The sequence below is a fragment of the Ruegeria sp. BG9 genome, assembly GCF_056538305.1.
Genome location: NZ_JBQFSY010000001.1, coordinates 471072 through 483495 on the forward strand (window position 1 = coordinate 471072; position 12424 = coordinate 483495).

The window sequence follows — 12424 nt, forward strand, 5'->3', positions numbered from 1 at the left end:
GCGTGACCCTAGCGCATCCGCCCCCTCTTGTGAACGCTTTACACCGGCTGCAACGCGCCGCGTTCGGCCATGAAGCTGCGCAGACGCTCTAACCCGTCCTGAATATCGGCAGTGGCCCTTGCGTAGGAGAATCGCAGGGTCGTATGTCCGCGCTCAGGATCGAAGTCCAAACCTGGCGTGACGGCGACACCGGCCTTTTCCAGAATCTCGGCTGCAAAGGCGCGGCTGTCATCTGTCAGGTCAGAGACATCGGCATAGACGTAGAATGCCCCGTCAGGTGGCGCGATATTCGTGAAACCGGCTTTTGGCAGCCCTACGAGCATCAGCTCGCGGTTGCGGCGGTAGACGTCGAGATTGGCCTGCAGCTCCTCGTCGCAATCCATCGCGGCCAGGGCGGCCACCTGGCTGGCATGGGGCGCGCAGATAAACATGTTCTGGGCAATCCGTTCAACCACGCGAACCTGATCCTCGGGCACGACCATCCAACCGACCCGCCAACCGGTCATCGAGAAATACTTCGAGAACGAGTTGATCACATAGCACTCATCCGTCAGCTCCAGCGCAGTGACGGCTTTGGCCTCATATTCCAGCCCGTGGTAGATCTCATCACTGATGAACGAGGCACCCTGCCGCTGCGCGGCGTCGATCAACGCGCCCATCGACGCGTGATCCAACATAGTGCCGGTCGGATTGGCGGGGGACGCGACCATCAGGCCCTGAAGATCAAGCCCGGCAAAATCCGAAGGCACCGGTTGCAGCCGATTCTCGGGCAAGGTCGGCAGGTCGACGGGCACCAGCCCAAGCGCCTTGAGGATCTGACGGTAGGACGGATAGCCCGGCGCGCCGATCCCCACGCGATCCCCGCTGTCGAACAGCGCGGTAAAGGCCAGCAAAAACCCGCCGGAAGACCCCGGTGTCACCACCACCCGTTCGGGGTTCAGATCGACATTGTACCACTCGCCATACATCTGCGCGATCCGCTGGCGCAGAGCGGGCAGCCCAAGCGCGACGGTATAACCTAACGGGCCTTGCTCCATTGCCTTGGCGAGGGCTTCGGTCGCTCCTTTCGGGGCGCCGGTTCCGGGCTGGCCGACCTCCATATGAATGATGTGGCGTCCGGCCTCTTCGGCTTTGCGCGCGGCCTCCATCACGTCCATCACAATAAACGGATCGACCCCGGACCGGGTTGAGTTTCTCATGCCCATCTCCCATGTTGCAGCCATGGCTTTTGAACGCGTATCCCGGCTGGCGTCAATCCCGGCCCTGATACTTGCGGCTGTCCTCTGGCTGACGGCGGCAGCGCAGAGCCACGCCCAAAGCCTGATCCGCGACCCCGATATCGAGTTCGGCCTGCGCGAACTGGCCTTTCCGGTGCTGCGCGCAGCCGGGCTAAGCACCAATCAGGTGCGTATTCTTGTAGTCAACGACAACACCTTCAACGCCTTCGTGATCGACTACAACGCGATCTACCTGAACTACGGCCTGATCCTGTCGGTCGACAGCCCCGAAATGCTGCAAGCCGTCATCGCCCACGAGGCCGCCCATATCGCCAACGGTCATCTGGCCCGCCGTCACCAAAACCTACAAGACGCACAGCGTAAGGCGAGCCTTGGCACGGCGCTTGCTCTGATCGCAGCCGCGGCGGGCGGAGGGGAAGCCGCTGCCGGGATTGCAGCCGGGACGCAAGGCGCGGCCATTCGCGGCTTTTTGGGGCACACACGGGCCGAGGAAGCCTCAGCCGATCGCAGCGCGGCCAGCTATCTGCGGTGGGCCGGAATCTCACCCAAGGGGATGGTCGCGATCCACCGCAAATTCGCAGGTCAGGAGTTGCTGAGCACGGCCAATCAAGACCCCTATATGCGCTCGCACCCCACCAGCCGGGACCGCTTGCGCGCGGCTGAGGCGTTTCTGGACGAGTTCGGCGATCAGACCCAACCCAATGAAACCGCCGACTATTGGTTTGCACGGGTGAAGGGCAAGCTCTCGGCCTTTCTGCGCTCTCCGAGTTGGACAATGCGCCGCGCGAAAGAGGAAACGGCTTACGACATCAGAATGATGCGCGAGGCGTCGGCCCATCACCAGAATCGCGATCTGGCCCGTGCGCGCGCAGCGATAGATGAAGCCTTGAAAATTCGACCCGAAGATCCCTTCTACTATGAACTGAAAGGGCAAATCCTTCTGGAAAACAGGCAATTATCCGAGGCTGTTAATTCATATGCCCAAGCGGTTGAAATGGCGCCGCACGACGCGCTGATCCTTGCCGGATACGGACGAGCGCTGCTGCTACAAGGCCAGACCGACACGGCGTTAGAAGCGCTTGAGAAAGCCCGCGCCCGCGACTACCGCAACGCGCGGCTGATGCGAGATTTGGGAGTGGCTTATTCCAAAGTGGGCAATAACGGGATGGCCTCGACCGTCACCGCAGAACGATACGCCTTGCAGGGCCGACTGGCCGATGCAGGCATACACGCAAGACGGGCCATCGGGCAACTTCCCGAAGGCTCACCGGGTTGGCAAAGGGCACAAGATGTGTTGATTGCCTCGAAACGCGCAGAGAAAGCGAAAAGGAAACGCAAATGATCCTGAAACATGCAGCCCCCGCCCTTTTGGGGCTTTCCCTGATATCGACTTCGGCGCAGGCGCTAGACCTCAACGCGCTCAGCGACGCCGAAAAGGCCGAGTTCGGAGCGCAGGTGCGCGAGTATCTGCTGGAAAATCCCGAAGTGATCATCGAAGCGATCACAATCCTAGAGGAGCGCAACGCTGCGACTCAGGAACAGGCAGATCGCGATCTGGTCGCCTCGAACGCGGATGAGCTGTTCAATGACGGCTATAGCTGGGTGGGCGGCAATCCGGATGGCGACATCACCCTGGTCGAGTTCATGGACTACCGCTGCGGCTATTGCCGCCGTGCCGTGCCCGAGGTGGCCAGCCTTTTGGCCGAGGACGGCAATATCCGTCTTGTGATCAAAGAGTTCCCGATCCTGGGCGATGCCTCGGTTCTGTCCTCGCGCTTCGCCGTGGCAACCAAACATGTCGCCGGGGATGACGCCTATAAACAGGTCCACGACGCCCTGATGGAATTCAGCGGAGAACCCAGCGAAGTGACCCTGCGCCGCATCTCGGACGGGCTTGGTCTGGACAGTGACGCCATCATCGCAGCGATGGACAGCAACCAGGTCACCGAAGAGATCACCCGCACCCGAGAGCTGGCACAACGCATGCAGATCACCGGCACGCCCTCTTTCGTTCTAGGCACCGAAATGCTGCGCGGCTTCCTACCAGCGGATCAGATGCAGCAGATCGCAGACGGCGTGCGAGCTGAACAAGGGTAAGTCTTTGGGGCGGCCCTGCCGCCCCATACGCACGGGCGCGATGTTTCGGGAAACACAAAAGATCTCAAAGCATTACTGCCGCAAAAGTCGGCTTTGAGCCCAAAGCAGAAAAAACGTCATTTTGGCGTCAGAACGGTGTGTCCCGTTCGTGTCCGACAGTACATCTGCTTCGGCAGCTGGAGCATTTTTACCTAAGCCTTCATACATTCAAAATTAAAGATGCATTTCGCTGGACGTTTCGAACAGACTTGTGAATTAATAGTCTCAACAGCTTCGTAATGCTGAACAGTTTGTCAAATTGGGCGTGTGAAGGGGAACACAATGCTACGCAGAAACGTACTAACGACGCTTGCCTCGGTTTTGCTAGTCTCGGCTTGCGGAACTACACCGCCGTCCACGAATACTGCCGCAGGCGCGCCCGGACGAACCATTCCGCAACCGCAAGCGGGTCAAGGTCTGATCGTCTTTTTCCGACCGAGTAGTGCGGCAGGTAGTGCGCTCAGGCTGCCACTCACATTGAACGGGAATTCTGTTGGAAACCTAGCGAACGGATCGGTGATCACGCAGAACGTATCCCCTGGGCAATACACAATCGTGGCCACGGCGCCTTCCGTATCAGGCACTTCTCAAATCAACACAAACGTGGCTGCAGGGCAAACCGTGTTCATTAAGGGTGAAACCCTTTGGGGCTGGCCCGCTGGACGCGCAAGCGTCGCAATCGTTGGTGAGGAGCAGGCAAGAGGCGAAATTGCAAGAATGTAAATCGCTTAGCTCAAGGCGTTTGCCCGCATTGTCAGGTTTTCCGGGGTAAAGCTCTGTATCATTTGCTTTGTCCGCAGAGCGGCCCAAGCGAACTCAGCGCGTCACGTTTGTATTCTGCTGACGCTACTCCGCCGCATCCAGTTCAGAGGCCTTTTTCTCGACCTCTTCCACGATATGATCGATCATCTGATCGTTCGACATCTTATGGCTGGCTTTACCCGCCAGATAGACCATGCCCGACCCTGCTCCGCCGCCGGTGAAACCGACATCGGTCATCAATGCCTCGCCCGGTCCGTTGACGACGCAACCGATGATCGACAGGGACATCGGCGTTTTGATGTGTTCCAGGCGGTGCTCCAGCGCCTCGACGGTTTTGATCACGTCGAATCCCTGACGCGCGCAGGACGGGCATGAGATGATGTTGACGCCGCGATGGCGTAGGCCCAGGGATTTCAGGATTTCAAAACCAACCTTGACCTCTTCGACCGGGTCGGCGGACAAGCTGACGCGGATCGTATCTCCGATCCCCATCCACAGCAGGTTGCCCAGCCCGATAGCCGATTTGATGGTGCCGCTGACCAGCCCTCCGGCCTCGGTGATGCCAAGGTGAATGGGGGCATCGGTGGCCTCGGCAATGCCTTGGTAGGCCGCCGCCGATAGGAAGACGTCGCTGGCCTTCACGCTGATCTTGAATTCGTGGAAATCATTGTCCTGCAGAATGCGGATATGTTCCAACCCGCTCTCGACCATCGCCTCGGGACAGGGCTCGCCGTATTTCTCAAGTAGGTGCCGCTCTAACGAGCCCGCATTTACCCCGATCCGGATCGAACAATTGTGGTCTCTTGCGGCCTTGATGACCTCTTTCACGCGCTGTTCGTTGCCGATATTGCCCGGGTTGATCCGCAGGCAAGCCGCGCCGGCCTCGGCCGCCTCGATGCCTCGGCGGTAGTGAAAGTGAATGTCAGCCACGATGGGAACCGGGCTTTCGCGCACGATCTCTTTCAGTGCCTTGGCTGAGTCTTCATCCGGGACGGAAACCCGCACGATATCGGCGCCAGCCTCAACCGCCGCCTGAACCTGCGCGACTGTTGCCGCCACATCAGTGGTTAGGGTGTTGGTCATGGTTTGAACAGCAATCGGAGCATCGCCTCCGACCGGCACGTTGCCGACCATGATCTGGCGGGATTTGCGGCGGTAAATATCGCGCCAGGGACGTACGTGGTTGAGCGACATGAAGAGAGGTCCGCATCTGCCTAGGTTGCCTCATAGATAGTTCGGCAACCGCAGTTGAGCAATGGCAAGACTATTCGGCAGGCTCGTCCGCTGCTTGCGTCTGAAGCTCGGCCACCAATTGCTTGAGGGCGCTGTTTTGCTCGGCCTCGAGATCGGCGACGGCATAAGTCTCAGCCACTGCGTCCTTGGACAGGACGACGCCCTTCGCGACAGTGCCCGGCGCACCAACCGGTCCGAAATGTTCGCCATTCATTGAAAAGAACACAGAACCCGACGCCCCTGCCCGCAACAGCGGAGGTTCTTCGGTCAGTGGCACTTCGAACACGCTGCCCTGTTCAACCGTGCCCAGCGTACCTTCGAAGATCACGCTGCCATCGGCGGCCGTGACGCGCATCCATGCTGGGTTCACGGCGACAATTTTCAACGTCGTATCCAGCTGCTCGACCACCTGCGGCAAGGCCGGGCGTTCAACCGTGTGCAATTCGGCCACCTGAACCTCGGGCAGTTCCGGCGGAAGGAACGTGCCGACGGTCCGTGGGTCAAGCGTGGAAATCGGAGCATCCCGCGCGACCATCACCGGAACATCCAGCGCTTGCGGGCGATAGAGGCGATCCAGCGCTTCGGTCGAAGCGGTCTCAGTGCTACGCGCCGCATCAAGGGGGTCGAGATCCGACAGAACCACGGGGGCTTGCTCAACCGGGCTGACCTGCACCTGCTGGATCTTGTTCAGCACGGCCCAGCCGCCATAGCCAATGCCGCCGATGACGGCCAGCAAGACTAGGGACGAGCCAATAGCGCGCGGTTCAACCTGACTGACGAAGGATTCTTTGCCGGGGATATATGGCGTGTTCGGAGACACAAAAGGATCCCGCCCCATCGGGCCACGGGCCGGAAGATCTCCGGTCGGTTTGCGCACGACCGATGCCTCGGCGGACATGCCATGCGCGACCTCAAAGCCGCTTTCCTTGCAGAAGGCGGCAAAGGTTTCATCCGGGTTCATGCCCAGATAACGGGCGTAAGAACGCACATACCCGGCGATGAAGCCGGGTGTATCGAACGCATCAGGATCGGCGTTTTCAATGGCAGCGATGTAGTTGGCTTTGATCCGAAGCTCGCGCTGAACATCCAGAAGGGATTTGCCCATGGTGGCGCGCTCGCCGCGCATCTGATCACCAAGCCGTACTTCGTAGTCGTCAAACCCCTTTGGTCTGACTTCCACACCTTCTTCGGAATCGCGCTGTGATCTGCGCCCAATCATTCCTGCCGCCCCATTTTGCCTGTCGCGTGTTTCACGCTAATGGCGAATCGTCCCCATAACGATTCGTCCATTTATTTTGTTAGCGTAAGCTTAACACGCGGCAAACACGTTGCACACTTTAGCGTGAGGTTAACCGGCAAGTTCGGCGCGATTTAGCGCACAATGTGACCAAAGTTCGTCCATCGCCTGAACCAGACGGTTCATCTCACCGGGTCCATGGACCGGAGATGGGGTGAAGCGCAGGCGCTCTGTACCACGTGGAACGGTAGGGAAATTGATCGGTTGCACATAGATACCGTGATCGTCCAGCAAGCGATCACTCAGGATTTTGGTATGGACCGGGTTTCCGACGATAACAGGCACGATATGGCTGCCATGGTCGATCAGCGGCAGGCCCAAGCCTTTCAGGCGCAGCTTCAGAATCTTTGCCTGGGTCTGATGCTGCTCACGCAGTTCCGGCGTCACTTTCAGATGCGCGACCGAGGCCGCCGCACCAGCCGCAACAGCCGGCGGCAGAGAGGTGGTAAAGATGAACCCCGGAGCGTAGGAACGCACGGCGTCACACATCTTTTCGCTGGCGGCGATATAGCCCCCCATCACACCATAGGCTTTGGCCAGAGTGCCATTGATGATGTCGATGCGATGCGCCAGGCGATCACGTTCCGTCACACCACCACCGCGCGGGCCGTACATTCCAACCGCGTGGACCTCGTCAATATAAGTAAGCGCACCGAATTCATCCGCCAGATCGCAAATCTCTTCGATTGGGCCGAAGTCACCATCCATGGAGTAGACCGACTCAAAGGCGATAAGCTTGGGGGCTTTAGGGTCGTCTGCTTCAAGCAGCTCACGCAGGTGCGCGACATCGTTGTGGCGGAAGATTCGCTTGGCGCCGCCATTACGCCGCACGCCTTCGATCATCGAGGCATGGTTCAGCGCGTCCGAATAGATGATCAGACCGGGGAACAGTTTCGGCAAGGTCGAAAGCGTCGCGTCATTGGCGATGTAAGCGCTGGTGAACAGCAGGGCGGACTCTTTGCCGTGCAGATCGGCCAGCTCAGCCTCAAGACGCTTGTGATATACAGTCGTGCCCGAGATGTTGCGCGTCCCGCCCGAACCGGCGCCGGCCGCATCGACGGCTTCGTGCATTGCGTTCAGGACAACCGGGTGCTGGCCCATGCCAAGATAGTCATTGCCGCACCACACGGTAATGTTCTGCTGTGTTCCATCGGGACGGGTCCGAACAGCATGCGGGAAGTGCCCGTTGAGGCGTTCGATATCGATAAAGGTCCGGTAACGTCCTTCGTCATGCAGCCTGGCAATCGCTGAATCGAGCTGAGCAGTATAGTCCAACGGACCCTCCTTGATCGCCTCGGGCAAACCCCTCACCCAAAGCCTGTATTCCGCTACCTTACAGGACATCGCCCCTGAAGCAGCTTTGTGTTCGCACGTTCTACCTTATTAAAGCCGCCCGTTAGAACCCAACTTTGATTTGCATCAAATATAAGCTTCATAGCCGCGCAGCAAGTAAACTTACGTCTAAAAGACGCGGGGAAACGACGCAGGTACAGAAGCTTAACTTCGGCCGTTCACTACGGGGCGGTACTGCGCACTCTGCTCTGGACGGCAGCGCCAACACTGATAGGGTTCGCGCAAATCATTCTCAAGCAGGAGCCCTGTTATGTCGCTAGACGCCGTGCTGAGCCGGATCGACTCTGATCTGCAAACCTCGATCGACCGCCTGATGGAGCTGTTGCGCATCCAATCGATCTCAACCGATCCCGCCTACAAAGCGGAGGTCGACAAGGCCGCCGAATGGCTAGTCTCGGACCTGCAGAGCATTGGTATTGCAGCAGAAAAACGCGAAACACCCGGTCACCCTATGGTCGTGGGTCATGTGGGTGAGGGCAGCGAAGTCCCGCATGTGCTGTTCTACGGGCATTATGATGTGCAACCCGTCGACCCTCTGAACCTGTGGAACCGCGATCCGTTCGACCCCGCCATCGAGGAGACCGAAAACGGACCCGTCATCCGCGGCCGTGGATCGTCCGACGACAAGGGCCAGCTGATGACCTTTGTCGAAGCCTGCCGCGCCTGGAAAGACGTCCACGGCACCCTGCCCTGCCGCATCACCTTTTTCTTCGAAGGTGAAGAGGAATCAGGCTCGCCCTCGCTGGTGCCGTTCCTAGAAGCGAACAAAGACGAATTGCAGGCCGATCTGGCCCTGGTTTGCGACACCTCGATGGTGTCACGCGGAGTGCCTTCTATCGCGTCGCAACTGCGCGGCATGCTGAAAGATGAGTTCACCATCGTCGGCCCCCGCATCGACCTGCATTCCGGCCACTACGGCGGCCCCGGTCTGAACCCGCTGCGCGAATTGTCCAAGATCGTGGCTTCCTTCTATGACGACGAGACCGGGCGCGTCGCTGTTGAAGGTTTCTATGAAGGCGTTCACGAGGTCCCGGCAGATCAGCTGCGCCAGTGGGAGAACTGCGGCTTCCACGAAGCCGAATACTTGAACTCGGTGGGATATAGCCAACCGCATGGCGAGAAAGGCTATTCCACGCTGGAACAGCAATGGGCACGCCCCACCCTTGAGGTCAACGGTCTTTGGGGAGGCTATAACGGTGCCGGATCAAAAACTGTGATCCCATCGGAAGCTCACTGCAAAATCACCTGCCGCCTTGTCGGTGACATGGACCCCGACGCCTTGCGCGACAAGATTCGTAAACATGTAGAGGAGCACCTGTCCCCGGATGCCAAAGTTGTCTGGGACAATGACCTCGAAGGGTCCCCAGCCTCGGTCATGAATCTGGATCGCCCTGAGTTCGAAGCAGCCCGCGCTGCGCTATCTGACGAATGGGGCCGCGAGGCTGTGTTCACCGGAATGGGCGGCTCAATCCCGGTCGTTGGTTACTTCGACACCGTTCTGGGCTTGGATTCGATGCTGGTGGGTTACGCCAATGACGACGATGCCATCCACTCTCCGAACGAGAAATACGATGTCAAAAGCTTCCACAAGGGCATTCGCTCTTGGGCCCGCATTCTGGATGCTTTGAATTCATAGGAGACTTTTGCGAGGCTCTGCCTCGCGCTTCGAGGTATTTTCGGCCAGATGAAGGACGGATCCCATGCTTCATCTGGCTGTAAATATCCCGGGGGAGTCGCGGCTTGCCGCGGCGGGGGCAGAGCCCCCCAACCCCTTACATATGGATCACGCGATCATACGCATCCAGAACACTTTCATGCATCATTTCTGACAGTGTCGGATGCGGGAAGACGGTGTTCATCAGGTCTTCTTCCGTCGTCTCCAACTGACGACCTACAACGTAGCCCTGAATCATCTCGGTCACTTCCGCGCCGATCATATGCGCGCCCAGCAGCTCACCGGTCTTGGCGTCGAAGATCGTCTTGATCATGCCCTCAGGCTCTCCAAGCGCAATCGCCTTACCGTTCCCTATGAACGGGAAGCGGCCCACCTTGATGTCGTAACCAAGCTCTTTGGCTTTGGCTTCGGTATAGCCAACCGAGGCCACCTGTGGATGACAATAGGTGCAACCTGCAATGCTTTCGGGTTTGACCGGATGCGCGTGTTTGCCTGCGATCAGGTCGGCCACCATGACGCCTTCGTGGCTGGCTTTGTGAGCCAACCAGGGCGCGCCGGCGATATCGCCAATTGCATAGAGACCGTCAACGCTTGTGCGGCAGAACTCATCCGTCACAACATGCGTACGGTCGATTTTCACGCCCAGTGCTTCCAGCCCCAAATTCTCGACATTACCTACAATGCCAACGGCTGAGATCACAGTGTCGAACTCGTGCTTCTCCACCTTGCCTTTGGCCTCAATATGCGCAGTGACCTTGCCCTTACCGCGATCAAGCTGCTTGACCATCGCCTTTTCCATGATGGTCATGCCCTGCTTGGTGAAAGCTTTCTTCGCGAAGGCGCTGATCTCAGCATCTTCAACCGGAAGGACGCGGTCCATCACTTCAACCACGGTCGTATCCGCGCCCAGCGTGTTGTAGAAGCTGGCGAATTCGATCCCGATGGCGCCCGAACCGATGACGAGCAGTTTCTTCGGCATCCGTGGCGGCTGCAGCGCGTGTTTATAGGTCCAGACCAGATCGCCATCCGCTTCCAGCCCTGGAAGCTCACGCGCACGTGCGCCGGTGGCGAGGACGATGTTGTTGGCGGACAGCTCTTCAGTGCCCTTCTCGGTTTTGACTGAGACTTTGCCTTTTGCGGTAATCGTCGCCTCGCCCATCACGACACTGACTTTGTTCTTCTTCAGCAAGTGGCCGATCCCACCCGACAACTGGCCGGCAACGCCACGTGAGCGTTTGACCACCGCGTCCAGATCGTAACCGAACTTATCCGCCGTCAGACCAAAGTCCTTCGCGCGCTCCATCAGGTGGAAGACTTCCGAAGAGCGCAGCATTGCCTTGGTTGGGATGCAGCCCCAATTCAGGCAGATGCCGCCCAGATGCTCACGCTCGACCACGACGGTCTTGAGGCCCAACTGCGCCGCGCGGATTGCGGCCACATAGCCGCCCGGACCAGCACCGATTACGATCAGATCAAAAGATTTTTCAGCCATGTGTCCCTCTCGGCCCAGGTCGGTTTGAAATTTAGTTTAGCATTAAACTATTTTTCACAGCGCATCAATATAGACATACCGCGACAAAAGCGACGTCGGTATGTTATGGTCGATACGTGCAGTTTTCAGCCTATACCCAAGCTTTTTCAAAGGCTAGAAAAGAACAGCCAGGGCCTCCGCCCGTCTTATATTCACAAAGCATTCGAAAGACTTATCATGGCCAAGACCCTCAAAGACCTTCTCCTTGCACTTCTGAATGCAACGCTGATCCTTGTCGCGCTTTGCCTGTTTTTAGGGTGGAAACTGGCCTCGACCGTCGAGGATGTCACCTCGGGCCTGTCGGAAAAACTGCAAGTTGTCACCCCGTTGCGGGACGAGGCGCAGGGTATTCGCGAGCAGCTTTCCGGACTGCGCAGTGATTTGGCCCGCATTCAAGAGGACGGTCTGGTGAGCAACACCGTCGTTTCTCTGCGAATGTCCAATACGCTGGACAAGCTGGAAACGATAGAAACCAAGCTGCAGACCGTTCAGACCCGGTTTGCAGAGTTGGCGGAATCACCTGACCAATTAATTGACCATGCAATTGAGACCTCGGCCGACGTGGTAGCCGACCGGATCATTGCTATCCGCGGATGCGGGCCCGAAAGTTAACCGGCTGCTTGCAACTCGCGCACAGTGGCGCCATAGCCGCCCATGTCGACATAGGCGGTCTCATGCACGGTTGGGGTACGTGACAGGGCCTCATTCCGATAGGGGAAGCGTCCGAATTTTCGGATTACCTCACGATGCGCGCGCGCGTGCAGCAGGTTGCTGGAATCTTCGCTGCTGAGGTTCTGGCAAATCAGACGCACACAGCGTTCCTGATCACACAGGTTCTCGGAATGCATCATCGGCAGATAAAAGAACTGCCGCGCGGGTTCGTCGATTTTCATATCCCAGCCCTTGTCCACCGCACATTTCGCTGCGGCCAGAGCCGCCCGATCCGACGAAAAGGCCCGTGCCTCACCCCGGAACATGTTACGCGGGAATTGGTCTGTTAGGATGATATAGGCCAGCGACCCGCTAGGATATGTCAGCCAGAGCGAAAACTTGCCCTCTGCCGCGGCTTCCCAAGTGGTCAGGAAACGGTCGCGGATCTGCTGATCCAGCGCGTCGTCCTGCATGTACCACCCCTTGGGGCCGACCTCATCCAACCAAAAACTCAATACGTCTTCAGGACCAACCATTGCCCTTAACTC

At 58.4% G+C, this 12424-nt stretch carries 11 protein-coding genes; 5 read left to right on the forward strand and 6 right to left on the reverse strand.

All coding sequences use genetic code 11. The features are described from left to right. Positions 1-38: 38 nt before the first annotated feature. Positions 39-1199 carry an aminotransferase class I/II-fold pyridoxal phosphate-dependent enzyme gene (locus tag ACR0I8_RS02380; RefSeq protein ID WP_170373985.1) on the reverse strand — a complete coding sequence of 387 codons (1161 nt, stop codon included), beginning with the start codon at positions 1197-1199 and terminating at the stop codon, positions 39-41. Between ACR0I8_RS02380 and ACR0I8_RS02385 the strand changes: the two genes are divergently transcribed. The 3 genes from ACR0I8_RS02385 (at position 1198) to ACR0I8_RS02395 (ending at position 4097) form a co-directional block, all read left to right on the forward strand. Beyond that, positions 1198-2580, forward strand: a complete 1383-nt coding sequence (locus ACR0I8_RS02385; RefSeq protein WP_170688835.1) for a M48 family metalloprotease — start codon at positions 1198-1200, stop codon at positions 2578-2580. The genes ACR0I8_RS02380 and ACR0I8_RS02385 overlap by 2 nt on opposite strands. Then, entirely contained in the window at positions 2577-3335 is a 759-nt protein-coding gene (locus ACR0I8_RS02390) for a DsbA family protein (protein ID WP_170373987.1), read from the forward strand. Before ACR0I8_RS02385 ends, ACR0I8_RS02390 begins: the two co-directional genes overlap by 4 nt. 321 nt (positions 3336-3656) lie before the next feature. Further along, positions 3657-4097, forward strand: coding sequence for a DUF2846 domain-containing protein (locus ACR0I8_RS02395; protein WP_170666560.1), 441 nt, complete (start codon positions 3657-3659; stop codon positions 4095-4097). Between the two features lie 123 nt (positions 4098-4220). Here ACR0I8_RS02395 and ispG read toward each other — a convergent pair whose 3' ends face one another. The 3 genes from ispG to hemA form a co-directional block, all read right to left on the reverse strand. Beyond that, the gene (gene ispG / locus ACR0I8_RS02400) at positions 4221-5330 is read right to left on the reverse strand and encodes a flavodoxin-dependent (E)-4-hydroxy-3-methylbut-2-enyl-diphosphate synthase (protein ID WP_170373989.1); all 1110 of its coding nucleotides are present in this window, start codon (positions 5328-5330) and stop codon (positions 4221-4223) included. 70 nt (positions 5331-5400) lie between these two features. After that, positions 5401-6588, reverse strand: a complete 1188-nt coding sequence (locus tag ACR0I8_RS02405) for a helix-turn-helix domain-containing protein (protein WP_170688836.1) — start codon at positions 6586-6588, stop codon at positions 5401-5403. Between the two features lie 129 nt (positions 6589-6717). Continuing rightward, on the reverse strand, positions 6718-7941 hold the full coding sequence (gene hemA / locus ACR0I8_RS02410; RefSeq protein ID WP_170688837.1) for a 5-aminolevulinate synthase: 1224 nt from the start codon (positions 7939-7941) through the stop codon (positions 6718-6720). Between the two features lie 328 nt (positions 7942-8269). On the opposite strand from hemA, the gene ACR0I8_RS02415 reads away from it, so the two are divergent. Continuing rightward, complete coding sequence (locus ACR0I8_RS02415; RefSeq protein WP_170688838.1) at positions 8270-9655, forward strand: dipeptidase; 1386 nt, start codon at positions 8270-8272, stop codon at positions 9653-9655. Positions 9656-9791: 136 nt separating this feature from the next. Here ACR0I8_RS02415 and lpdA read toward each other — a convergent pair whose 3' ends face one another. Further along, complete coding sequence (gene lpdA / locus ACR0I8_RS02420; protein ID WP_170688839.1) at positions 9792-11186, reverse strand: dihydrolipoyl dehydrogenase; 1395 nt, start codon at positions 11184-11186, stop codon at positions 9792-9794. A 216-nt stretch (positions 11187-11402) separates the two neighbouring features. On the opposite strand from lpdA, the gene ACR0I8_RS02425 reads away from it, so the two are divergent. After that, positions 11403-11837: a hypothetical protein gene (locus tag ACR0I8_RS02425; RefSeq protein WP_170688840.1), complete on the forward strand. Its 435-nt coding sequence runs from the start codon at positions 11403-11405 to the stop codon at positions 11835-11837. On the opposite strand, the gene ACR0I8_RS02430 is transcribed toward ACR0I8_RS02425, so the two are convergent. Beyond that, positions 11834-12412, reverse strand: coding sequence for a DUF924 family protein (locus ACR0I8_RS02430; RefSeq protein WP_170373995.1), 579 nt, complete (start codon positions 12410-12412; stop codon positions 11834-11836). The two genes, ACR0I8_RS02425 and ACR0I8_RS02430, sit on opposite strands and share 4 nt — an antisense overlap. Between the last annotated feature and the right edge of the window lie 12 nt (positions 12413-12424).

Bases quoted from the DNA above. Each gene is read 5' to 3' on its own strand.
- ACR0I8_RS02385 (WP_170688835.1), top strand. From the start codon at position 1,198: ATGCCCATCTCCCATGTTGCAGCCATGGCTTTTGAACGCGTATCCCGG.
- ACR0I8_RS02380 (WP_170373985.1), bottom strand. From the start codon at position 1,199: ATGAGAAACTCAACCCGGTCCGGGGTCGATCCGTTTATTGTGATGGAC.
- ACR0I8_RS02390 (WP_170373987.1), top strand. From the start codon at position 2,577: ATGATCCTGAAACATGCAGCCCCCGCCCTTTTGGGGCTTTCCCTGATA.
- ACR0I8_RS02395 (WP_170666560.1), top strand. From the start codon at position 3,657: ATGCTACGCAGAAACGTACTAACGACGCTTGCCTCGGTTTTGCTAGTC.
- ispG (WP_170373989.1), bottom strand. From the start codon at position 5,330: ATGTCGCTCAACCACGTACGTCCCTGGCGCGATATTTACCGCCGCAAA.
- ACR0I8_RS02405 (WP_170688836.1), bottom strand. From the start codon at position 6,588: ATGATTGGGCGCAGATCACAGCGCGATTCCGAAGAAGGTGTGGAAGTC.
- ACR0I8_RS02415 (WP_170688838.1), top strand. From the start codon at position 8,270: ATGTCGCTAGACGCCGTGCTGAGCCGGATCGACTCTGATCTGCAAACC.
- lpdA (WP_170688839.1), bottom strand. From the start codon at position 11,186: ATGGCTGAAAAATCTTTTGATCTGATCGTAATCGGTGCTGGTCCGGGC.
- ACR0I8_RS02425 (WP_170688840.1), top strand. From the start codon at position 11,403: ATGGCCAAGACCCTCAAAGACCTTCTCCTTGCACTTCTGAATGCAACG.
- ACR0I8_RS02430 (WP_170373995.1), bottom strand. From the start codon at position 12,412: ATGGTTGGTCCTGAAGACGTATTGAGTTTTTGGTTGGATGAGGTCGGC.